The 22646-nt window shown below is 73.5% G+C and carries 20 protein-coding genes and 1 riboswitch; of the genes, 13 read left to right on the top strand and 7 right to left on the bottom strand.

Features of this window, described 5'->3' with window-relative positions; genetic code table 11:
- Positions 1–28: 28 nt before the first annotated feature.
- Positions 29–168, top strand: a riboswitch (cobalamin riboswitch).
- A gap of 110 nt (positions 169–278) precedes the next feature.
- The 5 genes from ACZ6CV_RS04650 (at position 279) to ACZ6CV_RS04630 (ending at position 6891) form a co-directional block, all read left to right on the top strand.
- Complete coding sequence (locus ACZ6CV_RS04650) at positions 279–1235, top strand: cobalamin biosynthesis protein (protein ID WP_469249538.1); 957 nt, start codon at positions 279–281, stop codon at positions 1233–1235.
- The gene (locus ACZ6CV_RS04645) at positions 1232–2740 is read left to right on the top strand and encodes a cobyric acid synthase (protein WP_469249537.1); all 1509 of its coding nucleotides are present in this window, start codon (positions 1232–1234) and stop codon (positions 2738–2740) included. The genes ACZ6CV_RS04650 and ACZ6CV_RS04645 overlap by 4 nt, the downstream gene beginning before the upstream one ends.
- Before the next feature lie 70 nt (positions 2741–2810).
- Complete coding sequence (locus tag ACZ6CV_RS04640) at positions 2811–4889, top strand: putative cobaltochelatase (RefSeq protein ID WP_469249536.1); 2079 nt, start codon at positions 2811–2813, stop codon at positions 4887–4889.
- The gene (gene cobO / locus ACZ6CV_RS04635) at positions 4889–5497 is read left to right on the top strand and encodes a cob(I)yrinic acid a,c-diamide adenosyltransferase (RefSeq protein ID WP_469249535.1); all 609 of its coding nucleotides are present in this window, start codon (positions 4889–4891) and stop codon (positions 5495–5497) included. The genes ACZ6CV_RS04640 and cobO overlap by 1 nt, the downstream gene beginning before the upstream one ends.
- Positions 5491–6891, top strand: a complete 1401-nt coding sequence (locus ACZ6CV_RS04630) for a cobyrinate a,c-diamide synthase (protein WP_469249534.1) — start codon at positions 5491–5493, stop codon at positions 6889–6891. The genes cobO and ACZ6CV_RS04630 overlap by 7 nt, the downstream gene beginning before the upstream one ends.
- A gap of 23 nt (positions 6892–6914) precedes the next feature.
- Here ACZ6CV_RS04630 and ACZ6CV_RS04625 read toward each other — a convergent pair whose 3' ends face one another.
- Positions 6915–7646: a ZIP family metal transporter gene (locus ACZ6CV_RS04625; RefSeq protein ID WP_469249533.1), complete on the bottom strand. Its 732-nt coding sequence runs from the start codon at positions 7644–7646 to the stop codon at positions 6915–6917.
- Positions 7647–7756: 110 nt separating this feature from the next.
- Here ACZ6CV_RS04625 and cobC point away from each other — a divergent pair, with 110 nt between their 5' ends.
- A complete protein-coding gene (gene cobC, locus ACZ6CV_RS04620) occupies positions 7757–9208 on the top strand; it encodes an Rv2231c family pyridoxal phosphate-dependent protein CobC (protein ID WP_469249627.1) in 1452 nt (483 codons plus the stop codon).
- Between the two features lie 177 nt (positions 9209–9385).
- Here cobC and ACZ6CV_RS04615 read toward each other — a convergent pair whose 3' ends face one another.
- Together ACZ6CV_RS04615 and ACZ6CV_RS04610 are read right to left on the bottom strand one after the other, a co-directional pair.
- The gene (locus ACZ6CV_RS04615) at positions 9386–10324 is read right to left on the bottom strand and encodes an SCO1860 family LAETG-anchored protein (protein WP_469249626.1); all 939 of its coding nucleotides are present in this window, start codon (positions 10322–10324) and stop codon (positions 9386–9388) included.
- 421 nt (positions 10325–10745) lie between these two features.
- A complete protein-coding gene (locus ACZ6CV_RS04610) occupies positions 10746–11843 on the bottom strand; it encodes an amidohydrolase family protein (RefSeq protein ID WP_362376785.1) in 1098 nt (365 codons plus the stop codon).
- 161 nt (positions 11844–12004) lie between these two features.
- On the opposite strand from ACZ6CV_RS04610, the gene ACZ6CV_RS04605 reads away from it, so the two are divergent.
- From ACZ6CV_RS04605 to thpD, 6 genes are all read left to right on the top strand, one after another.
- Positions 12005–13105, top strand: a complete 1101-nt coding sequence (locus tag ACZ6CV_RS04605; protein ID WP_469249625.1) for a pyridoxal-phosphate-dependent aminotransferase family protein — start codon at positions 12005–12007, stop codon at positions 13103–13105.
- Positions 13106–13362: 257 nt separating this feature from the next.
- The gene (locus ACZ6CV_RS04600; protein ID WP_469249532.1) at positions 13363–13890 is read left to right on the top strand and encodes a DinB family protein; all 528 of its coding nucleotides are present in this window, start codon (positions 13363–13365) and stop codon (positions 13888–13890) included.
- Between the two features lie 394 nt (positions 13891–14284).
- Entirely contained in the window at positions 14285–14836 is a 552-nt protein-coding gene (ectA, locus tag ACZ6CV_RS04595; RefSeq protein WP_469249531.1) for a diaminobutyrate acetyltransferase, read from the top strand.
- A gap of 83 nt (positions 14837–14919) precedes the next feature.
- Positions 14920–16191 (top strand): diaminobutyrate--2-oxoglutarate transaminase, encoded by a 1272-nt coding sequence (gene ectB / locus ACZ6CV_RS04590; RefSeq protein WP_362376789.1) that lies wholly within the window; start codon positions 14920–14922, stop codon positions 16189–16191.
- Between the two features lie 53 nt (positions 16192–16244).
- The gene (locus ACZ6CV_RS04585; RefSeq protein WP_355818633.1) at positions 16245–16649 is read left to right on the top strand and encodes an ectoine synthase; all 405 of its coding nucleotides are present in this window, start codon (positions 16245–16247) and stop codon (positions 16647–16649) included.
- A gap of 52 nt (positions 16650–16701) precedes the next feature.
- Positions 16702–17601: an ectoine hydroxylase gene (thpD, locus tag ACZ6CV_RS04580; RefSeq protein ID WP_362376790.1), complete on the top strand. Its 900-nt coding sequence runs from the start codon at positions 16702–16704 to the stop codon at positions 17599–17601.
- A 76-nt stretch (positions 17602–17677) separates the two neighbouring features.
- Here the strand turns inward: thpD and ACZ6CV_RS04575 are convergent, their stop codons facing one another.
- Positions 17678–18739 carry an alkene reductase gene (locus ACZ6CV_RS04575; RefSeq protein ID WP_469249530.1) on the bottom strand — a complete coding sequence of 354 codons (1062 nt, stop codon included), beginning with the start codon at positions 18737–18739 and terminating at the stop codon, positions 17678–17680.
- A gap of 161 nt (positions 18740–18900) precedes the next feature.
- Between ACZ6CV_RS04575 and ACZ6CV_RS04570 the strand changes: the two genes are divergently transcribed.
- Positions 18901–19422 carry a MarR family winged helix-turn-helix transcriptional regulator gene (locus ACZ6CV_RS04570; protein ID WP_362376792.1) on the top strand — a complete coding sequence of 174 codons (522 nt, stop codon included), beginning with the start codon at positions 18901–18903 and terminating at the stop codon, positions 19420–19422.
- A 342-nt stretch (positions 19423–19764) separates the two neighbouring features.
- Here the strand turns inward: ACZ6CV_RS04570 and ACZ6CV_RS04565 are convergent, their stop codons facing one another.
- The 3 genes from ACZ6CV_RS04565 to ACZ6CV_RS04555 all read right to left on the bottom strand — a co-directional run bounded on the left by ACZ6CV_RS04565 (position 19765) and on the right by ACZ6CV_RS04555 (position 22646).
- A complete protein-coding gene (locus tag ACZ6CV_RS04565) occupies positions 19765–20790 on the bottom strand; it encodes a zf-HC2 domain-containing protein (RefSeq protein ID WP_469249529.1) in 1026 nt (341 codons plus the stop codon).
- Entirely contained in the window at positions 20787–21422 is a 636-nt protein-coding gene (locus ACZ6CV_RS04560; RefSeq protein ID WP_469249528.1) for an RNA polymerase sigma factor, read from the bottom strand. Before ACZ6CV_RS04560 ends, ACZ6CV_RS04565 begins: the two co-directional genes overlap by 4 nt.
- A 144-nt stretch (positions 21423–21566) precedes the next feature.
- Positions 21567–22646 carry an aminotransferase class V-fold PLP-dependent enzyme gene (locus ACZ6CV_RS04555; RefSeq protein ID WP_469249624.1) on the bottom strand — a complete coding sequence of 360 codons (1080 nt, stop codon included), beginning with the start codon at positions 22644–22646 and terminating at the stop codon, positions 21567–21569.

The following is a 22646-nucleotide window of genomic DNA, read 5'->3' as shown; positions in this document are numbered from 1 at the left end:
CCGCCGCAGGTCAACGGCGAGTTGACGGGCCTTCGCGGGCCGTGGTGGACTGCCGGGGCCAACCACGGCGGCAGAAGAGGAAGCCGGTGCGAATCCGGCGCGGTCCCGCCACTGTCACCGGGGAGTCCCTCCCCGCGAGCCAGGAACTCTCGCCGCCGATCACGTCGAACCAGGGCGCGGACACCCTGAGTGAGGACATATCGCCATGCTCGGCCGCCCGGTGCCGCCCTTCCCTCTGAGTACGAGCTCGCTCCTCAGCGCGGCGACGGGCTGACCCCGTGCGTGCCGATCGCGACTTCGCGTACGGCGCCGCCGCCGGCCTCCTCGGCGACCTGCTGCTCGGCGATCCCCGCCGGGGCCACCCGGTCGCCGCGTTCGGCCGTGCCGCCGCCGCCGTCGAACGGGCCCTCTGGCGCGACCACCGCGGCTGGGGCGCGCTGCACACCGTGGTGTGCGCCGGGGGCGCGGCGGGTGCCGCTGCCCTGGCCACCACGCTCGTACGCCGTTCACGTGCCGGATCCGTCGCGCTGACCGCCGCCGCCACCTGGGCCGTCGTCGGCGGCACCTCGCTCGGCCGGGAGGCGCGGGCCGTCGGCGGGGCGCTGGCCGCCGGGGACATCGAGGTCGCACGGGAGCGGCTGCCACATCTGTGCGGGCGGGACCCGCAGGCGCTGGACGCGGACGGCATCGCGCGGGCCGTGGTGGAGTCCGTCGCCGAGAACACCTCCGACGCGGTGGTGGGGGCGCTCGTGTGGGGCGCGCTCGCCGGGGTGCCCGGCCTCGTCGCCTTCCGGGCCGTCAACACGCTGGACGCGATGGTGGGACACAAATCGGCCCGCTACCGGCGGTACGGCTGGGCCTCCGCCCGGCTCGACGACGTCTTCGGGTGGCCGGGGGCGCGGCTGACCGCGGGGCTCGCGGCGCTCGCCGGGGACGCGCCGCGCGGGGCCCTGCGCGCCTGGCGCGCGGACGCGGGCAAGCATCCGAGCCCCAACGCAGGACCCGTCGAGGCCGCCTTCGCCGGGGCGTTGGGCGTCCGGCTCGGGGGGACGCTCTCGTACGGGGGGCGGATCGAGCACCGGCCGGTGCTGAACGGGGAGGGGCGCGAGGTGCGGGTGGCCGACATCGACCGGGCCGCCAGGCTGTCCCGGCGCGTCGGGCTGCTCGCCCTGGGAGCGGTGGTGGGCGCCCGCTGGGCGCTGCGGTCGGCGACGTCAGGGAGAGGGAAAGCATGAGCGGTGGACTGCTGGTCGCCGGGACCACGTCGGACGCCGGGAAGAGCGTCGTCACCGCCGGCATCTGCCGGTGGCTGACCCGCAAGGGCGTGTCCGTCGCGCCGTTCAAGGCGCAGAACATGTCCCTCAACTCCTTCGTCACCCGCGAGGGCGCGGAGATCGGCCGGGCGCAGGCCATGCAGGCGCAGGCCGCCCGCGTCGAGCCGACCGCGCTGATGAACCCCGTACTCCTCAAGCCGGGCGGCGACCGCTCCAGCCAGGTCGTCCTGATGGGCAAGCCGGTGGGCGAGATGAGTGCGCGTGGCTACCACGGGGGGCGGCAGGCGCAGTTGCTGGACACCGTCGTGGGCTGCCTGGAGGAACTGCGCAGCACGTACGACGCCGTCATCTGCGAGGGCGCGGGCAGCCCCGCCGAGATCAACCTGCGGCGCACCGACATCGTGAACATGGGCATCGCGCGCGCCGCCCGTTTCCCCGTCCTGGTGGTCGGGGACATCGACCGGGGCGGGGTGTTCGCCTCGTTCTTCGGCACGACCGCGCTGCTGAGCGCGGCCGACCAGGAGCTCGTCGCGGGCTATCTGGTGAACAAGTTCCGCGGTGACGTCTCCCTCCTCGAACCGGGGCTGGACATGCTGCTCGGGCTCACCGGGCGGCGCACCTTCGGGGTGCTGCCGTTCCAGCACGGGCTCGGCATCGACGAGGAGGACGGGCTGCGGGTCTCCCTGCGCGGCGCCGTACGGGAGTCCGTGGTCGCCCCGCCGGTCGGCGAGGACGTGCTGCGGGTCGCGGTGTGCGCGGTGCCGCTGATGTCCAACTTCACGGACGTGGACGCGCTGGCCGCCGAGCCGGGCGTCGTCGTGCGGTTCGTGGACCGGGCCGAGGAGCTCGTCGACGCCGACCTCGTCGTCGTACCGGGCACCCGCGGGACCGTACGGGCGCTGGCCTGGCTGCGGGAGCGCGGCCTCGCGGACGCCCTCGCGCGCCGCGCCGCCGAAGGCCGTCCCGTGCTCGGGATCTGCGGGGGCTTCCAGGTCCTCGGCGAGCACATCGAGGACGACGTCGAGTCGCGGGCCGGCTCCGTGGACGGCCTCGGGCTGCTGCCGGTACGGGTGCGGTTCGCCCGCGAGAAGACCCTCGCCCGGCCGGTGGGCGAGGCACTCGGCGAGCCCGTCGAGGGGTACGAGATCCATCACGGGGTCGCCGAGGTGCTGGGCGGCGAGCCGTTCCTGGACGGCTGCCGGGTCGGCGAGGTGTGGGGCACGCACTGGCACGGGTCGCTGGAGAGCGACGCGTTCCGGCGCCGGTTCCTCACCGAGGTCGCCCGCGCGGCGGGGCGCCGCTTCGTGCCCGCGCCGGACACCGCCTTCGGGACGCTGCGCGAGGAACAGCTCGACCTGCTCGGCGACCTGATCGAAGAACACGCGGACACGGACGGCCTGTTGGACCTGATCGAGAACGGCGCACCGGCCGGGCTGCCGTTCATCGCGCCCGGAGCCCCGTCGTGAGCGCCGTCATGAGAGCCGTCTTCAGCGCCATCGTGAGCGCCGCCCCGCACCACCGCATCAAGGAGGCCCTGTGACCACCCCCTATCCGTTCACCGCCCTCGTCGGCCAGGACGATCTGCGGCTCGCGCTGTTGCTGAACGCCGTGTCGCCCGCCGTGGGCGGTGTGCTCGTGCGGGGGGAGAAGGGCACCGCCAAGTCCACCGCCGTGCGCGCGCTCTCGGCGCTGCTCCCCGAGGTGCCGGTCGTCGCCGGGTGCCGCTTCTCGTGCGATCCGGCGGCCCCGGACCCGAACTGCCCGGACGGCCCGCACGAGTCGGGCGGCGCCACGGCGCGCCCGGCGCGGATGGTCGAGCTGCCGGTCGGCGCGTCCGAGGACCGCCTCGTCGGCGCCCTGGACATCGAACGGGCCCTCGCCGAGGGCGTGAAGGCCTTCGAGCCCGGCCTGCTCGCCGACGCGCACCGCGGCATCCTGTACGTCGACGAGGTCAACCTGCTCCACGACCACCTGGTCGACCTCCTCCTGGACGCCGCCGCCATGGGTGCCTCGTACGTGGAGCGCGAGGGCGTCTCCGTGCGGCACGCCGCCCGTTTCCTGCTCGTCGGCACGATGAACCCCGAAGAGGGCGAGCTGCGGCCGCAGTTGCTGGACCGGTTCGGGCTCACCGTCGAGGTGGCCGCCTCCCGCGAGACCGACCAGCGCGTCGAGGTGGTGCGTCGGCGCCTGGCGTACGACGACGACCCCGAGGGCTTCGCCGGCCGCTGGAGCGAGGACGAGTCCGCGCTGCGGGACCGGGTCGTGGCGGCCCGCGCACTGCTCCCCCACGTCACCCTGGGCGACGGGGCGTTGCGGCAGATCGCGGCGACCTGCGCGGCGTTCGAGGTCGACGGGATGCGCGCGGACATCGTGATGGCGCGCACGGCGACGGCGCTGGCCGCGTGGGCGGGCCGCACCGACGTGCTGAGCGAGGACGTGCGGCAGGCCGCCCTCCTCGCGCTGCCGCACCGCAGGCGCCGCAACCCCTTCGACGCGCCGGGCCTCGACGAGGACAAGCTCGACGAGACGCTGGAGGAGGCACGCGAGGACGAGGCTTCCGAGGAGCCGGAGCCTCCGGAGGGCGACGACGACCCCGACGGCGGCGGCCCGGACGGGCCTGATGGCGGCGGCCCCGGTGGCGGGCAGCCCCCGTCCGACGGCCCCGAATCCCCCGAACTGCCGTCCCAGAACCAAGGCTCCGACACGGATCAGGCGTCCCCCCCGCAGGAGCCAGCACCCGCGCCGGGTGCACCGTCCGGGGCGGGCGAGCAGCAGCCCGTGCGCGCGGCCGAGCCGTTCCGTACGAAGATGCTGAGCGTGCCCGGCATCGGCGAGGGCGCGGCCGGGCGGCGCTCGCGGGCCCGCACCGAGCACGGCCGCACGACGGGCTCGCGCCGCCCCCAAGGCGCCCTGACCAAGCTGCACTTGGCGGCGACCGTGCAGGCCGCAGCCCCGCACCAGAAGGCCCGCGGACGCTCGGGGACCGGTCTCGTCGTACGCCGTGACGATCTGCGTCAGGCGACGCGCGAGGGCCGCGAGGGCAACCTCGTGCTGTTCGTCGTGGACGCCTCCGGGTCGATGGCGGCGCGGCAGCGGATGAGCGCCGTCAAGGGCGCCGTGCTCTCGCTCCTCCTCGACGCCTATCAGCGGCGCGACAAGGTGGGGCTCGTGACGTTCCGGGGCCAGGACGCCGAGGTGGCGCTGCCGCCGACGTCGTCGGTGGACGCGGCCGCGGCCCGTCTGGAGACCCTGCCGACGGGCGGCCGGACGCCGCTGGCGGCGGGCCTGCTGAAGGCGCACGACGTGCTGCGGATCGAGCGGCTGCGGGACGCCGCGCGCCGCCCGCTGGTGGTCGTGGTGACGGACGGGCGCGCCACCGGAGGGGTCGAGCCGGTGGCCCGCGCGGGCCGCGCGGCACGGCTGTTCGCGGCCGACTCGGTCGCCTCGGTGGTCGTCGACTGCGAGTCGGGTTACGTACGTCTGGGCCTCGCTGGCCAGTTGGCGGGCGAGCTCGGCGGGACGGCCGTGACCCTCGACGAGCTGCGGGCGGACTCCATCGCCGGCCTCGTCAAGGACGTACAGACCATGAACTCGCCTTCGAGGAGGGCCGCTTAATGCCGCAGGGACAGCCGAGCGTCGTACCGGACGACGGGCTCACGACGCGCCAGCGCCGCAACCGTCCGCTGGTGTTCGTGCACACGGGCATCGGCAAGGGCAAGTCGACGGCCGCGTTCGGGCTCGCGCTGCGGGCCTGGAATCAGGGGTGGCCGATCGGCGTCTTCCAGTTCGTGAAGTCGGCGAAGTGGAAGGTCGGCGAGGAGAACGCGCTGAAGGTCCTCGGCGCCTCCGGCGAGGGCGGCACGGTCGCCTGGCACAAGATGGGCGAGGGCTGGTCCTGGATCCAGCGCGCCCCCGCCGAGGGCGAGTCGACCAACGAGGACAAGGCCCGCGAGGGCTGGGAGCAGGTCAAGCGGGACCTCGCCGCCGAGACGTACAAGCTGTACGTCCTGGACGAGTTCGCCTACCCGATGCACTGGGGCTGGATCGACGTCGAGGAGGTCGTCCAGGTGCTGCGCGACCGCCCCGGCACCCAGCACGTCGTCATCACCGGCCGCAACGCGCCGCGGCAGCTGATCGACTTCGCCGACCTGGTCACCGACATGTCCAAGGTCAAGCACCCGATGGACGCGGGCCAGAAGGGCCAGAGGGGCATCGAGTGGTAGCTCGCCTCGTCGTCGCGGCGCCGTCGTCGGGCAGCGGCAAGACGACCGTCGCGACGGGCCTGATGGCCGCGTTCGCGGCGGCCGGGCTCGCCGTCTCCCCGCACAAGGTGGGGCCGGACTACATCGACCCGGGCTACCACGCCCTGGCGACCGGCCGTCCGGGCCGCAACCTCGACGCGTACCTGTGCGGGCCCGACCTGATCGCGCCGCTGTTCGCGCACGGGTCCGCCGGCTGCGATCTCGCCGTGGTCGAGGGCGTGATGGGGATGTACGACGGGGTCGCCGGGCAGGGCGAGTTGGCCTCCACGGCCCATGTGGCGAAGCTGTTGCGGGCGCCGGTCGTGCTGGTCGTCGACGCGTCGTCGCAGTCGCGGTCGGTGGCGGCGCTGGTGCACGGCTTCGCGTCCTTCGACCCCGAGGTGCGGATCGCCGGGGTGATCCTCAACAAGGTCGGCTCGGACCGGCACGAGATGCTGGTGCGGGACGCCCTGGACGAGTCGGGCGTGCCGGTGCTCGGCGTGCTGCGCCGCGCCCCCCAAGTGGGCGCGCCGTCCCGGCACTTGGGCCTGGTACCGGTCGCCGAGCGGCAGCCGGAGGCGGTGGAGTCGATCGCCGCGCTGGCCGCGCAGGTACGGGGCGGGTGCGACCTGGACGCGCTTCTCGCGCTGGCCCGTTCGGCACCGGACCTGCGGGGCGAGGCCTGGGACCCCGCGACGGGGCTCGGGGAGTCACCGGCTTCGCCTGGTTCGTCCTCAAGCGCCGGACGGGCTGGATACCCCCCGGCCGGGCCGGAGAGGCCCATCGTCGCCGTCGCCGGTGGGGCCGCGTTCACCTTCTCGTACGCCGAACACGCCGAGTTGCTGCGGGCCGCCGGAGCCGAGGTCGTCACCTTCGACCCGCTCCGCGACGAACAACTCCCCGACGGGACCGCCGGATTGGTCATCGGGGGCGGGTTCCCCGAGGTGTACGCGCCGGAGCTGTCCGCCAACGAGCGGCTCAGGAAGGCCGTGGCCGAACTCGCGCTCTCCGGGGCGCCGGTGGCCGCCGAGTGCGCGGGGCTGCTCTACCTCTCCCGGGAGCTCGACGGGAAGCCGATGTGCGGGGTGCTCGACGCCGACGCGCGGATGTCGGAGCGGCTGACGCTCGGGTACCGGGAGGCGGTGGCCGTCTCCGACAGCGTGCTCGCGGTCGCCGGCACGCGGATGCGGGGCCACGAGTTCCACCGCACCACCGTCGAGCCCGGCGCGGGGCCGACGCCCGCCTGGGGCCTGCACGCGCCCGAGCGGCGCGTCGAGGGCTTCGTCCAGCGGAACGTGCACGCCAGCTATCTGCACACGCACTGGGCCGCCGAGCCGGGCATCGCGCGCCGGTTCGTCGAGAGCTGCGCGCCGTGAGCGTACGCACCGCTCCCGGCGGCTCAGCCCGCGAGGCCCACCACCAGCCAGATGAACGCCGCGCCCGCCACCGTGCACAGCAGCGTCGAGCGGGCCGGGTGGTCGTGGTGCGCCTCGGGCAGGATCTCGGCGGCCGCGAGGTAGAGCAGCGCGCCGCCGAAGAAGCCCAGATAGCCGCCGAGCAGTTGCTCCGGAATGGTGAAGAGCAGCGTCGACGCGGCGCCCACGACCGGGGCCGCCGCGTCCGCGAACAGCATGGCAAGCGCCTTGCGGCGGGCGTTTCCGTACAGGCTGGTGATCGTGTACGTGTTGAAGCCGTCCGCGAAGTCGTGGGCGACGACGGCCAGCGCCACGGCGACGCCCATGCCGCCGCCCACTTGGAAGGCGGCGCCGATCGCGACGCCGTCCATGACGCTGTGCCCGACCATCGCGGCGGCGGCCGTGAGTCCGACCTCGGGGACCCGCTCGTGCCCGTGCCCGTCGGCGCCGTGCGCGGCCTGCCGGCCGGCGAGGAGGCGTTCCACCAGATGGGCGACGAGGAAGCCGGCGACGAACAGGAGCAGCGCGGCCGGTACGCCGAAGACGAGGCCGCCCGCGGCGTCCAGCGCCTCCGGCAGCAGATCGAGGCCGACGACACCGAGCATCAGGCCCCCCGCGAGACCCAGCACCAGATGGCGCCGGTCGGTGACCCGCTGGGCCGTCCAGCCGCCCACCAGGGTCATGAGAAAGGCGCCGAGCGCCACGAACACCGCCATGGGCCCTTGCTATCCGATGGACCCCGCGCCCCGCACATCCGCCACTCCCCCACCTCTGTACGAAAGGACCTCCCCGCATGGCCAGGGCCGCCGGTACCGGTGCCGGACAGATGACACACCCGGACCCCGACGCCGTCCTCGTCGTCGGCGTCGGCGCCTGTGAGGACGCCCCGGTGGAGGAGGTGCTCGGCCTGGTCAGGGCCGCGGTCCGGGAGGCCGGCCGGGGCGAGGACGCGGTCGCCGAGCTGGCGACGGTCGACGTGAAGGGCGAGGAGCCGGCGATCGTCCGCGCCGCCGCCGCGCTCGGGGTGCCGCTCGTGACGTACTCGGCGCGCGAGCTGGCGGAGGTGACGGTGCCAAACCCGTCCGCGCGGTCGCGCGCCGCGGTGGGCACGCCGTCGGTGGCGGAGGCGGCGGCGCTGCGCGGAGGCGGTGAACTGGTCGTCCCCAAGAGGAAGTCGACGCCTGCGGGCCGCCCGTCGATGGCGACGTGCGCGGTGGCGGCCCGCCCGCGCCCGGCCGCCCCGGACCTGCGCCACCACGGTGACGCGGAGGTACGGGACGACGGCGCGGCCCTCACCGACCTGGCGGTCAACGTACGTTCCGACACGCCCCCGGCGTGGCTGAAGGAGGTGATCGCCGCCTCCCTGGACGACCTCGCGGCCTACCCGGACGGCCGCGCGGCGCGCGAGGCGGTGGCGGCCCACCACGGCGTGCCCGCCGACCGCGTGCTGCTGACGTCCGGAGCGGCGGAGGCCTTCGTGCTGCTCGCCCGCGCCCTGAAGGTCCGTCACCCCTATGTGGTGCACCCGCAGTTCACGGAGCCGGAGGCGGCGCTGCGGGACGCGGGGCACGAGGTGGGGCGGGTGCTGCTGCGGGAGGAGGACGGCTTCCGGCTGGATCCGGCCGCGGTGCCGGAGGAGGCCGACCTGGTGGTCGTCGGCAACCCCACGAACCCGACGTCGGTCCTGCACCCGGCGGGCCCCCTCACCCAACTGGCTCGCCCTGGGCGGGCCTTGGTGGTGGACGAGGCGTTCATGGACGCGGTACCGGGTGAGCGGGAAGCGCTGGCGGGCCGCACCGACGTGCCCGGCCTGATCGTGCTGCGCAGCCTCACGAAGACGTGGGGCCTGGCGGGTCTGCGGATCGGCTACGTCCTGGCCGCGCCGGACACGATCCGCGCCCTCGCGCAGGCGCAGCCGCTGTGGCCGGTGTCGTCGCCCGCGCTGGCGGCGGCGCGGGCGTGCGTGAGTCCGCGGGCCCTGGCGGAGGCGGGCCACGCGGCACACCGCGTGGCGGCGGACCGCGCCCATCTCCTCGCGGGCCTCGTGGAGTTGTCCTCCGCGGGGGTGAGCGCGGTGGGACCGGCGGAGGGTCCTTTCGTCCTGGTACGGGTCCCGGGGGCGGCCGGGGTGCGGGAGCGGCTGCGGGGGCGGGGGTTCGCGGTGCGGCGCGGCGACACGTTTCCTGGCCTGGGGCCTGACTGGATCCGGGTTGCCGTCCGGGGGCGGGCGACGTCGGATGCGTTTGTCGCTGCGCTGCGGGAGACGGTGGGCCCCTGACGGGGCCGGGGGGCTAGGCTCCGCAGTTGCCTGCGCCCCCTACCATCCCGCCGCTCCGCGGCGAATACCTCCCACCCACCCACCCGTTCACCCCGCACCGTCAGGCGGGAGTAGGGGCGGGCGTTCACCCCGCACCGCTCGGCGGGAGCGCCGACCTCCCGCCCCCGCCACCAAACCTCAGCCCCGCCGCCTCCGCGCCGCCATCAGCGCCCCACCCCCCGCCACCAACAGCACCACAGCCCCACCCGCCACATACGGCGTCAGCGAACTCCCGCCCGTTTCCGCCAAGTTGGCCTCCCGCTCCGGAGCGGGCGCCTCCGGCTTCCCCGGCTCCCCCTGCGGCTTCGGCCCCGTCCGTACCCCCGCCGGCACCTCACACCCCGCCCCGGCCAACGTCACCGTCCCCGTCACCTCCGCCACGTTCAGCTTCAGCGGGTTCACGTTCACCTTCAGCTCCAGCGCCGACGCCGCCGCCGTACGCGACGTCGTCCGCGTCCTCGACAGCTCCAGCCGCACATCTCCGACCCCCGGCACCTTCACCTCGGTCGTCCCGTGGGCGGTCAGCGTGACCTTCTTGCCGAGCACCGTCACCCCGCCCAGCAGATTCGATTCGGCGACCGGCCGCTCGCCCGCCGTGCAGACCGCCTTGGAGGTCACCTGCTCGACCTCGACGAGGGAGAGCAACGGCAGCCCCGGCACATGGACCCGGGCCCGCGCGATGTTGCTGTACCCCTTCGCCGTGTCACCCCGCACCGTCGCCTTCGCCGTGGCCACATCCGCCCGCAGCACGCTGAACGGACGCCCGCCGTTCACCCCGTCGAGCCGGGCGGTCAGCGCCGTCTTGTTCGCGTCGGCGGGGGCCTGCACCTCGTTCAGGGCGACCTTGAGCGGGACGTTCACGGTCTTGTTGAGCAGGGAGACGTTCAGCCCGGTGCGCAGGACGACGGCGTCGGCCCGCCCGCCCCGGTGACCGGTGTCGCCGCCCGTGGCGCCCGCGGGCCCCGCCCCGGCGAGCGTCATGGGCCCGGCGACGAGCGCGGTGGCGGCGGCGACCACGGAGAGGCGGCGCACGGACGTACGGAAGGCGTTGCCGTTCGGGAAGGTGCGCGCGGGCATGCCGAAGGTGTTGCTGTTCAAGGTGGTGGAACCCCCACAGGAGATACGGGCCACCGGCGGCGCACGCCACAGGGGACAGCACGTGCGCGACGGCCGATGGCGTCGCCCCTCATCGACGGGGGACGACGCGGGAATCTTTACGCACTGAGAGTGAACGGTCAGCAACCTGACGTGAGTTCACTCCAAAGGGAGGTTTCCGCCCGCGCATTCGAATCCCCCGGCACACGCGTTCCCTCGCACCACCCGAGCAACCGCCTTCCCGCGCACGGCGGTTGACGCACGCTCCCCCGCGGACCGGTTCCAACGAGCCACGACGCGATCACGTCACGCCCGGGTCAACACCCCGTCAGCGCCCCGTCAGCACCCGTCGACGTGCAGGTCGACGCCCAGACACGGCGGACGCCCCGGCGGCCGGCGAACCTCACCCCACCACCCGCCCGTTCAGCACGACCCGCCGCGGCGCCGCAAGCACCCGCACGTCCTCCCGGGGATCCGCCCCGTACACCACGAGGTCCGCCGGCGCGCCCTCGGCGAGACCCGGGCGCCCCAGCCACTCTCGCGCGCCCCACGTGGTCGCCGAGAGCGCGTCCACCGCGGGGATCCCCGCGCGGGTCAGCTCGACGATCTCCGCGGCGACCAGACCGTGCGCGAGGGAGCCGCCCGCGTCGGTGCCGGCGAAGACGGGGACGCCCGCGTCGTAGGCGGAGCGCACGGTGTCGTAGCGGCGCGCGTGCAGTCGGCGCATGTGGTCCGACCAGCGGGGGAACTTCTTCTCGCCGCCCGCGGCCAGATCCGGGAACGTCGCGATGTTCACCAGGGTCGGCACGATCGCCACGCCGCGCTCGGCGAAGAGCGGGATCGTGTCGTCCGTCAGCCCCGTGGCGTGCTCGATGCAGTCGATGCCCGCCTCGACCAGATCGCGCAGCGAGTCCTCGGCGAAGCAGTGGGCCGTGACGCGGGCGCCCAGCCGATGGGCCTCGGCGATGGCCTCCCGTACCGCGTCGCGGGGCCAGCACGCCGTCAGGTCGCCGGCCTCGCGGTCGATCCAGTCGCCGACGAGCTTGACCCAGCCGTCGCCCCGCCGTGCCTCTTGGGCGACGTACGCCACCAGGTCCTCGGGCTCGATCTCGTGGGCGTAGTTGCGGATGTAGCGGCGCGTGCGCGCGATGTGGCGGCCGGCCCGAATGATCTTGGGCAGGTCCTCGCGGTCGTCGATCCAGCGGGTGTCGGAGGGCGAGCCCGCGTCGCGCAGCAGCAGCGCGCCGATCTCGCGGTCGGTCAGGGCCTGCTTCTCGGCGGTGGCGGCGTCGACCGGGCCGTGCGCGTCCAGGCCGACGTGGCAGTGCGCGTCGACCAGGCCCGGCAACGCCCAGCCCTGGACGGTGCGGACGTCGCCGGCCGCGGTCCCGGCCGGGCGGTCGTACGTCACCCTCCCGCCGACCACCCACAGTTCGTCCCGTACGTCCTCGGGCCCGACGAGCACCCGCCCCTTCACGTGCAGCACCGCGTGATCGCTCATGGCAGCAGCTTAGGAGGCACCCGAAACGCCCGACACGGGCCGGTCGGTACGTACACCGGTCGGCGCGTACACCGGTCGGCGCGCACGAGGCCGGTCGGTACGCTCGGTACCGCAGCCCGAACGAACTCGTGAGCGAAGTGAGCAGTGACGTGAGCAGTACTGTGACGCACCCCTTTCTGGACCTGGCGCCGCTGAGCGCCGAGCACTTCACCGCCATCGAGGCGCGGGTGGCCCGGCTGCTCGACACCGAGCAGGACGTCGTGATCATGCAGGGTGAGGCCCTGCTGCCCCTGGAGGGATGCATCCGGGGCGCGGCGCGGCCGGGCACCACCGCGCTGAACGTGATCACCGGACCGTACGGCCAGACCTTCGGCAACTGGCTGCGGGACTGCGGCGCGACCGTCGTCGACCTCGCCGTGCCGTTCCACACCGCCGTCACCGCCGAGCAGGTGCGCGAGGCCCTCGCCGAGCACCCGGAGATCGACTTCGTCTCCCTGGTGCACGCGGAGGCGGCCACCGGCAACACCAACCCCGTCGGGGAGATCGGCGAGGTCGTACGGGCGCACGGGGCGCTGTTCATGCTGGACGCCGTCGCCTCGGTGGCCGCCGAGCCGCTGCTGCCGGACGCGTGGGGCGTGGACCTGTGCGTGATCGGCGCGCAGAAGGCGATGGGCGGGCCCGCGGGCGTCTCCGCGGTCTCCGTCAGCGAGCGGGCCTGGCAGCGCATCGCCGCCAACCCGCAGGCGCCGCGCCGCTCCTACCTCTCCCTCCTGGACTGGAAGGAGCGCTGGATCGACGGCGGCAGGAAGGCGCTGCTGCACGCGCCCGCCCAGTTGGAGATGCTGGCGCTCGAGGCGTGTGTGGAGCGGATCGAGTCGGAGGGCCTCGACGCCCTGATGGCGCGGCACGCCACCGCCGCGGTCGCCACCCGCGCGGGCGCGCTGGCGCTGGGCGGGGGCCTGGCGCCGTACGTGCACGAGGCCGTGGACGCGGCGCCGGTCGCCACCACGCTGCGGACGCCCCCGGGTGTCGACGCCTCGGAGCTCGTGGCCAGGGCGCTCGCCGCGGACCCGGTGCTTCCGCTGGTCGCGGGGGGCGGGGCGCTGGCCACCGAGATGATCCGGGTCAACCACTACGGCCCGGACGCGACCGTTGGCGTGGTGCACGCCTGCGTCGCGGCCCTGGGCGCCGCGATGGGCGAGGCCGGCCTCGCGGTCGACCTGGAGGGGGCCCGGCGCGCGGTGACGGACGCGTGGGACTGAGGGCCTGTCCCTGAGCGGAACGGAACGCCGACGCCCCGGGCCTGACGGGTCCGGGGCGTCTGCCGTGCACCGGTGCAAGGATTGCGGCCGCACGCAGACCGGCAGCCGTACGCAGACCGGCACGAGACTGCGTACGTATGCGGGGTGGCATGGCATCGCCTACGCACCCCGGCACACGGGACCACCCCCGACCTCGACCTACCCGACCTGGACGAAATCGCTGCGCCCGTCCACCCCCTCATGGCACCGTGCCTGTCATGACCACGCTTCCGGACGGCCGTCACATCCCGCCGCTGACCGCCGACGAGTCGACGATGCTGGCGAGCTGGCTCGACCTGCACCGGGCCACGCTGGCGGTGAAGTGCGCCGGGCTCGACGACGAGCAGGCGCTGCGCACGCCGGTCGAGCCGTCCACGCTCTCGCTGTTCGGTCTCGTGCAGCACCTCGCCGAGGTGGAGCGGAACTGGATCCAGCGGATCTTCGACGGGCGTGAGGTGCCGGCGATCTACGAGGGCGCGCCCGGCGGCTTCGCCGTGGACCGGTCGAGGACGTTCGCCCAGGTCCTCGCCGTGTGGGAGGACGAGGTCGCCGTGAACCGGGAGATCTGCGCGGGCCGCACGCCGGACGAGACAGGGCGGCTTACTGCGGCCGAGGCCGCCGTAACGGGCGGCGAGTCCGAGGTCAGTCTGCGCTGGATCCTGATCCATCTGATCGAGGAGTACGCCCGGCACAACGGCCACGCGGACCTTCTGCGGGAGCGCGTCGACGGGGTGACGGGCACGTGAACCGGACGCGCCGCAACCCGTTTCGGGCGCGCGGAAACATGTTTCGGGCGCACCTAAAAGGCACCCTCCGCGCCCCGTCAGCCAATTCATCCGCGCATTCTCACGAATTCTTTATCAACACAGCTTTCCGTGTTCTTCTGCCCGCTTTCCCCGGACCTAAACACTAAGATTTCAACAGCACCAATCACCGTAATTCGGACGCCCCCCTCACGGGTTACGGGCATGTGACGCACTCCACACAAGGTCCGTTTCGCGAAGATTTTCCCGGTCAAAGTCGGGCATAACGCCAATTGCTCCTGCGGGCGCGCATGCTCGCGCGATAACACATGAGACGCCTTCGCGTAACCCCTCCCCCCGATGCAATTCCAGAAATTGCTCGGTAAATTCAATCCGCATGACCGCTGCACAAGCCGATCTACCGACCGACCTGCAGGCGAAATTCCTGGAAATGCCTGAGGGGCTGCGCCTTGACAGCCCCGCTGTCGCCGACGGCGCCGCCATCTGGCGTATCGCCCGCGACTCCAAGGTGCTGGACCTCAACTCTTCGTACAGCTACCTGCTGTGGTGCCGCGACTTCGCGGCGACCTCGGTGGTGGCCCGTGGCGCCGACGGCGAGCCGGCCGGTTTCATCACCGGCTACATCCGCCCCGAGCGCCCGGACACCCTGCTGGTCTGGCAGGTGGCCGTCGACCACGAACAGCGCGGACGCGGGCTGGCCGGCGCACTGCTCGACGGACTGACCGCGAAGGTCTCCGCCGAGCGTGAGCTGACCACGGTCGAGACGACCATCACGCCCGGGAACACCGCCTCCGAGCGGCTGTTCCTCTCCTACGCGCGCCGTCACGGCGCGTCGGTCGAGCGGAAGATCCTCTTCGACGCGGGTCTTTTCCCTGATGACGGGCATGAGCCAGAGGTGCTCTACCGCATCGGCCCGATCGGGCACTGAGCCGATCGCCCCCTGAACTTCGCTCCCCCCGCACGTCCGCAACCCCCCACTTCCACGCCTTTCCATCTCCCAGGAGATTCGCTGTGACCATCACCCAGCCCGACCTGAGCGTCTTCGAGACCCTGGAGTCGGAGGTGCGCAGCTACTGCCGCGGTTGGCCTACGGTCTTCGACCGCGCGCAGGGCAGCCGCATGTTCGACGAGGACGGCCACGAGTACCTCGACTTCTTCGCCGGTGCCGGTTCGCTCAACTACGGCCACAACAACCCGGTCCTGAAACGCGCGCTGATCGACTACCTGGAGCGCGACGGCGTCGTGCACGGCCTGGACATGTCGACGTCCGCGAAGCGCGCCTTCCTGGAGTCGTTCCAGAACATCATCCTGCGCCCGCGTGACCTCCCGTACAAGGTCATGTTCCCGGGCCCGACGGGCACCAACGCGGTCGAGGCCGCGCTGAAGCTCGCCCGCAAGGTCAAGGGCCGTGAGTCGATCGTGTCGTTCACGAACGCCTTCCACGGCATGTCGCTCGGCTCCCTCGCGGTGACCGGCAACGCCTTCAAGCGGGCGGGCGCCGGCATCCCGCTGGTGCACGGCACCCCGATGCCGTTCGACAACTACCTGGACGGGCAGACCCCCGACTTCATCTGGTTCGAGCGCCTCCTGGAGGACCAGGGCTCCGGCCTCAACCAGCCCGCCGCCGTGATCGTCGAGACGGTGCAGGGCGAGGGCGGCATCAACGTCGCCCGCGCCGAGTGGCTGCGCAAGCTCGCCGACGTCTGCGAGCGCTGGGACATGCTCCTGATCGTCGACGACATCCAGATGGGCTGCGGCCGCACCGGCGCCTTCTTCTCCTTCGAGGAGGCGGGCATCACGCCGGACATCGTCACCGTGTCGAAGTCCATCAGCGGCTACGGCATGCCGATGTCGCTGTGCATGTTCAAGCCGGAGCTCGACGTCTGGGAGCCGGGCGAGCACAACGGCACCTTCCGCGGCAACAACCCGGCGTTCGTGACGGCCGCCGCCGCGCTCGAGACCTACTGGTCCGACGGTTCGGCGATGGAGAAGCAGACCCGCGCCCGCGGCGAGCAGGTCGAGCAGGTGCTCGCCGCGATCGTCGAGGAGAACCGCGCCGACATCAAGGAGTTCCGCGGCCGCGGCCTGGTCTGGGGCATGGAGTTCCTGGACAAGGACCGGGCCGGCGCCGTGGCGAAGCGGGCCTTCGAACTGGGCCTGCTGATCGAGACCTCCGGCCCCGAGGGTGAGGTCGTCAAGCTCCTTCCGGCGCTGACCATCACCCCCGACGAGCTGGACGAGGGGCTCCGCACGCTGGCCCGCGCGGTCCGCGAGACCGCCTGAGCGGCGCAGGATCCGAGCCCCCGGCACCGTAAGAGAAAAGGAACCAACTCACCGTGATCGTCCGTTCGTTCAAGGACATTGAAGGCACCGACCGCCATGTGAAGGCCGCGTCCGGCACGTGGGAGAGCAAGCGCATCGTCCTCGCCAAGGAGCGTGTCGGCTTCTCGCTGCACGAGACGATCCTGTACGCGGGTACGGAGACGTCGATGTGGTACGCGAACCACATCGAGGCCGTCGTCTGCACCAAGGGCGAGGCCGAACTGACCGACGACACGACCGGCGAGAAGTACACCATCACGCCGGGCACCATGTACCTGCTCGACGGGCACGAGAAGCACACCATGCGGATCAAGGAAGACTTCCACTGCCTGTGTGTCTTCAACCCGCCCGTCACGGGCCGCGAGGACCACGACGAGAACGGCGTGTACCCGCTGCTCACGGAGCCGGACGCGGGCTGACCCGCGACTACATCCCGAACAGGGCCGTACGAGAGGAGAGGCAGGCAACACCATGACCACCGCACCCGAACGCACCAGTGACCTGTACCCGACCCGAGGCGCCGAAGAGGTGCTCATCGAGCGCAAGGACCCCGTCGTGTGGTCCGAGCCGGGTGCTGCTGGGCCGATCACGGCCGGGGATCTGGCCGGGTTCGAGCGGGACGGTTTCCTGGCGATCGACCAGTTGATCACCCCGGACGAAGTGAGCGTGTACCACGCCGAGCTGGAGCGGCTCATCAACGACCCGACGATGCGTGCGGACGACCGCTCCATCGTCGAGCCGCGCTCCCAGGAGATCCGGTCGATCTTCGAGGTGCACAAGATCAGTGAGCTCTTCGGCAGGCTCGCCGCCGACCCCCGGGTCGTCGGCAGGGCGCGGCAGATCCTGGGCTCGGACGTCTACGTCCACCAGTCCCGGATCAACGTGAAGCCGGGCTTCGGTGCCTCCGGGTTCTACTGGCACTCGGACTTCGAGACCTGGCACGCGGAGGACGGCCTGCCCAACATGCGGACCGTGTCGGTGTCCATCGCTCTGACGAAGAACCACGACACCAACGGCGGTCTCATGATCATGCCGGGGTCGCACAAGACGTTCCTCGGCTGTGCGGGCGCCACGCCGAAGGACAACTACAAGCGGTCCCTGCAGATGCAGGACGCGGGCATCCCGTCCGACGAGACGCTCACGCACCTCGCCTCCGACCACGGCATCCGCCTGTTCACGGGCGAGGCCGGCTCGGCGACCTGGTTCGACTGCAACGCCATGCACGGCTCGGGGGACAACATCACCCCCTACCCGCGCAGCAACGTCTTCATCGTGTTCAACAGCGTGGAGAACCCGGCGGTGGAGCCGTTCTCGGCGCCGGTGCGCCGGCCCGAGTACATCGGGGCGCGGGACTTCACCCCGGTCAGGTGAGGTAACGCGGACACGGGCCGGCCCGGCACCCTTTCGGGGTGCCGGGCCGGCCCGTTGCTGCGACGGGTCCGCCCGGTCACAGCGGCAGGTAGTCGGTGTAGCCCTTCTCGGTGCCGCCGTAGTAGGTCGCCCGGTCCGGGGTGTTGTACGGGCCACGGCTGCGCAGGCGGGCCGGCAGGTCGGGGTTGGCGAGGAACAGCGCGCCGAACGTGAGGATGTCCGCGGTGCCGTCCTCCACGAGGGCGAGCGCGTCGTGGCCGGTGGGCCCGTCCGTGTGCGGGTTGAGGACGAGGGTGCCGCCGAACTCCCCGCGCAGCCGCTGGGTCAGCTCGCGGACCTCGCCCACCTCCATGACGTGCAGATACGCGAGGCCGAGCGCGCCCAGCTCCTTGGCGAGGGCGGTGTACGCCGGCGCGGGGTCGGGCTCGGAGATGTCATTGGCGGGGTTGCCGGGCGAGACGCGGAAACCGGTGCGGTCCGCGCCGATCTCGGCGGCGACGGCCGCGGCCACCTCGACGGCGAAGCGGATGCGGTGCTCGGCCGGGCCGCCCCATGCGTCGGTGCGGCGGTTGGAGCCGGGCGCGAGGAACTGGTGGATGAGGTAGCCGTTGGCGCCGTGCAGTTCGACGCCGTCGAAGCCCGCGTCGACGGCGTTCCGCGCGGCGGCGGCGAAGTCGGCGACGGTGGCGCGGATCTCCGCGTCGGTCAGCTCGCGCGGGGTGACGAAGTCCTTGGGGCCCTCGGCCGTGTAGACCTGCCCCTGTGCGGCGACGGCCGAGGGGGCGACGTTGACCAGTCCGTCGGGCAGCAGCACGGGGTGGCCGACCCGGCCCGCGTGCATGAGCTGGGCGAAGATCGTGCCGCCCGCCGCGTGCACGGCGTCGGTGACCTTGCGCCAGCCGGCTATCTGCTCGGCGCTGTGCAGGCCCGGGGTGTCGGGGTAACCCTGGCCGACCACAGAAGGCTGGATCCCCTCGGTGACGATCAGCCCGGCCGAGGCGCGCTGCGCGTAGTACTCGGCCGTCAGCTCCGTGGGGACACCGCCCGCACCGGCGCGGCTGCGGGTCATGGGGGCCATGGCGATGCGGTTGCGGAGGCGGCGGCCGGACAGGTCGATCGGATCGAACGCGGTGCTCATCAGGATCTCCCGGGCTGGTTTATGTGGTCGGCCAACGAATGGACTGAGGGCGACTATAGCCCATTCCTTGGCCGACCAAGGTAATCTTTCGGAAGACGGTGGTCCCGCACGGGATCCGGACAGGCCACCGGGGCAGCGACGACGGACGACAGGAGCTCGCAATGAAGGCCGACACCGCGAAGGCGCCCGCGGGCGACCCCGTCTGTACCCCCGGGGCGGCGGGTGTCGCCGCGGCGGGCCCCGTCAGCCTCGCCGTCAGCCGGGTGGCCCGGCTGCACCGCATCGCCGCGGGCAAGGCCCTGAAGGGGCTCGGCCTCTACCCGGGCCAGGAGTTCGTGATGATGCACCTGTGGGAGGCCGGCGCGGTGCGCCAGTCCGAACTGATCAGGGCGGTCGGCCTCGACCCGTCGACGGTCACGAAGATGCTGCAGCGCCTGGAGCAGGCGGGACATGTACGACGTCGCCCCGACCCGGCGGACCGGCGCGCGGTGCTCGTCGAGGCCAGCGCGGCGAGTTGCGGGTTGCTGGCCCAGGTGGAGCGCGCGTGGGCGGAGCTGGAGGGCCACACGTTGGCCGGCCTGGACGAGAACGAACGCGAGGCCCTCACGAGGCTCCTCGCCAAGGTGGAGACAAGCCTCCGCACGGAGACGGCAGACTGCCCGGAGAGACGCGGCGAGCTCTGACGGCGGAGCTCCCCCGCCCCGGCGGTGCGGGCCCGCCGACGACACCACCCGGCACGCACCCGCCGAGCACCCCGGCTGCCGCCCGGCGCGTACCCCCAGCACTGCCAGCCCGACTGCCTGGCCGACGTCGACCGAAGGCTGCGGGGCCGCGGCGGCAGGCGCTCCGGGCGGCCCCGTCGCGGAGACCTGCTCCGTCGCCGAGGAGGCGGGCACCGCGGACGTGCGCGCAACGCGACAGCGACAGGCTTCCGGAGCACACGGACCGCAACGGACCGCCCGGCCTCCCGGCGGTGCGGACCCGGCGACGACGCCTCCCGGCACCACACCTGCTGAGCCCCCCGGTCACACCAGTGACGCCGCCCGGGACAGTAGGCGGCGGGCGGAGGCGGTGTCGCCGGATGTGCCTCGTGGGATGTGGTCCGGGGTGCGGCGGCCGGTCAGGAGGAGGCAGAAGTCGACGGGGTGCAGGACGAGTTCGGCGCGTACCGGGTCCGCCGCGCTGCCCAGCACCCACACCGTCTCGCCGTCCTCCCCGGCGACGGTGAGCGCGACCGGTGGTGCCTGCGGGCCGAGTGCGGGGCCGAGGAGGCGGACGCCGAGGCGGACGAGCTGCCACAGGTGCGGGGTGGGCGGCGGGGGTACGGGCAGGCCGAGCGCGGCGCCGATGCCGTCGGCGTGCGCCCAGGTGTCCAGGGCCCGCGCCAGGAAGTGGTCGGCGACGGGCAGCCGTACTCCGCCGAGCTCCGTGGCGCGGGCGGCGCGCTCGGTGTCGTGGGCGGCCGGGGTGGAGAGCAGCCCGGCGGCCTGGACGCGCCACGTGGAGACGGTCTGCGCGGGCGTACGGGCCCGCTCCCGCCGGACGACCTCACGGATGCGCGCCTCGCGCACCGCACGCCAGGGCGCGCCGTCCGGCACGCGGGCGACGCCGGTACGGGGACGGGGGGCGGGCCCGAGATGGTGGGCGAGGGGTTCGTCGGCGGCGATCAGCCGGGCGACCGTGTCGTGCACGTTCCGGCCGTGCCCGACCGGCGCGTCCCAGGGCCCGCGTCCGTCCAGCTCCGCGAGCAGCACCTGGAGTCCGGCGACCGCGGCGGCGTAGGGCGCGGCGTGCGGGGCGGTGCGCAGGGCGGGGGCGCGGGTGCGCAGGGCCAGCGAGAGACCGTGCGCCGCGGGGGTCGCGCCGGGCGCGGGGTCCGGTACGGCGGGCCCGTCCAGATGCCGCACCGCGGCCCGCAGCCGCGCGGCCTCGGCGGCGCAGGACGCGCAGCCGTCGAGGTGCGCGGCGATCCCGGCCGCGTCGCCCGGCAGGAGGGCGTCCACGGCGCGGGCGCCGAGCAGTTCGCGTACCGCTTCGTGGCCGTTCGTCACGGGTGCTCACCTCGCGGGGCGGGGTCGGCGAGCGTCTCGGTCAGAGCGCGCAGGGCCGCGCACAGGCGGGCCTGCGCGGTGGCCTCGGGGATGCCGAGTTCGACGGCGGCCTGCCGGTAGGTGCGGCCCGCGAAGTGGGCGAGGTGCACCATCTGCTGCTGGGGCAGCGGGAGTCGGGCGAGGGCGGAGTGCAGGAGCAGGGAGCGTTCCTGTCCCGGGCTGGCCGCATCCGCGCCCTGCACCTGCCCATTCCCCTGCGCCGGGGCCGGGACTGCGCGCGGGGCGGTCTCGTCGGTGGCGTTCTTGTGGTGCCGTTCCTCGCCGCGCACCCAGTCCACGGCACGGTGGTGGGCCCGCACCGAGAGCTGGACGCGCAGGCTGCCCCTACGGGTGTCGAAGGCGTAGGGCCTGCTCCAGAGGAGCGCGAAGACCTCCCGGGCCACCTCGTCGGCGGCGGCCCGGTCCCGGGTGACGCGCAGCGCGACGGCGCGGACGAGCACGCCGTACGCGGCGTGGGCCGCGGCGAGCGCCGCCTCCTCGCCGTGGACGAGGCGCCGGTGCAGGTCAGCGTCGGGCCCCTCGGAACCCGACCCCTCGGAGGACGGCGACTCGAAGGACGGCTCCACCGGCACCACCCCCTCGCGCGGACGACCGTGTGAGGCCCCCCGTACGGGCCACCTCGTACGGGCCACTCCGTGCGACCACTCCGTGCGACCACTCCGTGCGGACCACCCCGTGCTGCAAGCGTGGCGTTTCGCGGCCCGGCGCGCCAGGGTTCAGCCGGAGAGGACATCCAGGAGCCGGTCCACATCCGCCTCCGTGTTGTACAGGTGGAACGCCGCCCTCAGATGTCCCGCGCGCCCCGAGACGAGGACGCCGGCCCGGGCCAGCTCTGGGGCGCGGTCGGCGAGCCCGGGCACCGACACGATGGGGGCCTCCCCCGGCACCGGCGCGTGGCCGAGCCGGGCGAGTCCGGCACGGTAGCGGGCGGCGAGCGCCGTGTCGTGCGCGTGGATCGCGTCCACCCCGCACTCCTCGACGAGCGAGAGCGCCGCGGCGGCGCCGTGGTAGGCGAGGAAGGCGGTGGGCTCGTCGAACCGGCGGGCGTCCGGGGCGAGTTCGGTCAGCGGACCGTACGTGGAGTGCCAGGTGTCGGCCGCCGCGAGCCAGCCGCCGTGCAGCGGCCGCAGCTCCTCCTGCGCCGCCTCGCCCACGGTGAGGAACGACGTGCCGCGCGGGCACAGCAGCCATTTGAAGGCGCCGGTCACGGTGTAGTCGTAGGCCCCCGCGTCGAGCGGCAGCCAGCCCACCGCCTGGGTCGCGTCGAGCAGGGTGCGTGCGCCGTGGGCGGCCGCCGCCGCGCGGACGGCGGCGAGGTCGGCGGTCCGGCCGTCGGCCGACTGGACGGCCGAGAACGAGACGAGCGCGGTGGTTGGGCCGACGGCGGCGGCCAGCTCCTCCAGCGGCGCGTACCGCATCTTGAGGTCGCCGCGCAGCACGAAGGGGTTCACGATGGACGCGAACTCCCCCTCGGCCGCGAGGACTTCGGCGCCTGCGGGCAGCGAGGCGGCGATCAGTCCCGCGTGCACGGCGACGGAGGTGCCGACGGCGACGCGCCCCGGCGCCACGCCGACGAGCTGGGCGAACGCGGCCCGGGCCGCGTCGACCACCTCGAAGTCGCCCGCGCCGCCCGGCCGTCCGTCACCGTTCTCGGCCACGAGCGTGCGCACCGCCTCGGCGGCGCGCCGGGGCAGCAGCCCGCAGACGGCGGTGTTGAGGTAGGTCGAGGTGGGAGCGAATTCGCTGCCGAGGTGGCCGGTGCCGAGGTCGCCGGTGCCGCGGTGGTTGATCCCCAT

It is taken from the genome of Streptomyces sp. NPDC041713, from assembly GCF_055591085.1.
Note: the sequence above shows the minus strand (reverse complement) of the source record. Positions and strands in the feature narration are given on the sequence as shown.

What these genes read in the sequence shown, in the direction of transcription:
- cobO (WP_469249535.1), top strand. Translation starts at nt 4,889, where the DNA reads ATGCCGCAGGGACAGCCGAGCGTCGTACCGGACGACGGGCTCACGACG.
- ACZ6CV_RS04600 (WP_469249532.1), top strand. Translation starts at nt 13,363, where the DNA reads ATGACCACGCTTCCGGACGGCCGTCACATCCCGCCGCTGACCGCCGAC.
- ACZ6CV_RS04645 (WP_469249537.1), top strand. Translation starts at nt 1,232, where the DNA reads ATGAGCGGTGGACTGCTGGTCGCCGGGACCACGTCGGACGCCGGGAAG.
- ACZ6CV_RS04615 (WP_469249626.1), bottom strand. Translation starts at nt 10,324, where the DNA reads ATGCCCGCGCGCACCTTCCCGAACGGCAACGCCTTCCGTACGTCCGTG.
- ACZ6CV_RS04625 (WP_469249533.1), bottom strand. Translation starts at nt 7,646, where the DNA reads ATGGCGGTGTTCGTGGCGCTCGGCGCCTTTCTCATGACCCTGGTGGGC.
- thpD (WP_362376790.1), top strand. Translation starts at nt 16,702, where the DNA reads ATGACCACCGCACCCGAACGCACCAGTGACCTGTACCCGACCCGAGGC.
- cobC (WP_469249627.1), top strand. Translation starts at nt 7,757, where the DNA reads ATGACACACCCGGACCCCGACGCCGTCCTCGTCGTCGGCGTCGGCGCC.
- ACZ6CV_RS04575 (WP_469249530.1), bottom strand. Translation starts at nt 18,739, where the DNA reads ATGAGCACCGCGTTCGATCCGATCGACCTGTCCGGCCGCCGCCTCCGC.
- ACZ6CV_RS04610 (WP_362376785.1), bottom strand. Translation starts at nt 11,843, where the DNA reads ATGAGCGATCACGCGGTGCTGCACGTGAAGGGGCGGGTGCTCGTCGGG.
- ectA (WP_469249531.1), top strand. Translation starts at nt 14,285, where the DNA reads ATGACCGCTGCACAAGCCGATCTACCGACCGACCTGCAGGCGAAATTC.
- ACZ6CV_RS04570 (WP_362376792.1), top strand. Translation starts at nt 18,901, where the DNA reads ATGAAGGCCGACACCGCGAAGGCGCCCGCGGGCGACCCCGTCTGTACC.
- ACZ6CV_RS04555 (WP_469249624.1), bottom strand. Translation starts at nt 22,646, where the DNA reads ATGGGGATCAACCACCGCGGCACCGGCGACCTCGGCACCGGCCACCTC.